General features: G+C 45.5%; 1 protein-coding gene. It reads right to left on the reverse strand.

Features of this window, described 5'->3' with window-relative positions:
* Window positions 1-1,166 precede the first annotated feature (1,166 nt).
* The gene (locus tag A3SI_RS19855) at window positions 1,167-1,280 is read right to left on the reverse strand and encodes an ATP-binding protein (RefSeq protein ID WP_316929244.1); all 114 of its coding nucleotides are present in this window, start codon (window positions 1,278-1,280) and stop codon (window positions 1,167-1,169) included.
* Between the last annotated feature and the right edge of the window lie 10 nt (window positions 1,281-1,290).

Below are 1,290 nucleotides of genomic sequence, written 5' to 3' on the forward strand. Positions count from 1 at the left end.
ATCTTGTTCGTTTTGCTTTCTTTTTGGTCCTTTTCCTTGCTTTTCGTTTTACTTTTCTTTTCCTTTTCTTTTTTACACTTTTTTTGCTTTTCGTTTTCGTCTTTCTTTTCTTTCATTTTCAAAAACCACGCGAAGGCCCAAAAAAATCGCCCCAAAACCTCGAGCCCCTTTACTCCCAGACCTTACGGCAGCCCCTCACCACCTCCCAAAGCCCGATGAGAAAAAATAGCAATAATCGTTAATACGCCAAAAGTCCCATAGGAACGCATTTTATGGGAAATGGGAAATACCTAAAAACACTTCGAGCCCCATAGGGGCGGAAATTTCGGTAACCGCGCGGCTTCAGCCCGCGGCACCAGAAACGCTCCAAAACTCATCCGCGGAAAGGAAAAGGTCATAACAGCGAAAAACATCACCGACGTGGAAGCTAAAATCTCCGGTAGCACATCTCACAGTATAGCGAGTGGATCTATAAAACAGCACCATGCGATACAGCACACCACTCCTCAACCTCTCTACGTGGACTTCTCCCGAATTGCCATTTCTTAAATTAGCGAAATACGTTAAAACACTTCGAGCCCCATAGGGGCGGAACTTTCGGTAACCGCGTGGCTTCAGCCCGCGGCACCAGAAACGCTCCAAAGCACACCCGCGGAAAGGAAAATTATCACAACAGCGAAAAACATCACCGACGCGGAAGCTAAAATCTCCGGTAGCACATCTCACAGTATAGCGAGTGGATCTATAAAACAGCACCATGCGATACAGCACAACACTCGTCAACCTCTCTACGTGGCCTTCTCACGAAATTCCATTTCTTAAATTAGCGAAATACCTAAAAACACTTCGAGCCCCATAGGGGCGGAACTTTCGATAACCGCGCGGCTTCAGCCCGCGGCACCAGAAACGCCCCAAAACACATCCGCGGAAAGGAAAAAGGTCATTACAGCGAAAAACATCACCGACGCGGAAGCTAAAATCTCCGGTAGCACATCTCACAGTATAGCGAGTGGATCTATAAAACAGCACCATGCGATACAGCACAACACTCCTCAACCTCTCTACATGGCCTTCTGTAGTCGGTAACTGAATATGCACCAAAAATGGTAAATAGGAATGCGCCAAAAATGGCAACAGGAATGCACCACTTTGTAAATATAGGTATGTTATTGTTGCTGATCAAAGAAAGTTTTCCTATTTTCCATTCTATAACTTTTTCCAGATAGGTTTATAATATCGCAATGAAAAAGGAGTCGATCCAATAGAGCTGTCGCCAGCACCTCATCATCG

It is taken from the genome of Nitritalea halalkaliphila LW7 (genome assembly GCF_000265075.1).
Classification (GTDB): domain Bacteria; phylum Bacteroidota; class Bacteroidia; order Cytophagales; family Cyclobacteriaceae; genus Nitritalea; species Nitritalea halalkaliphila.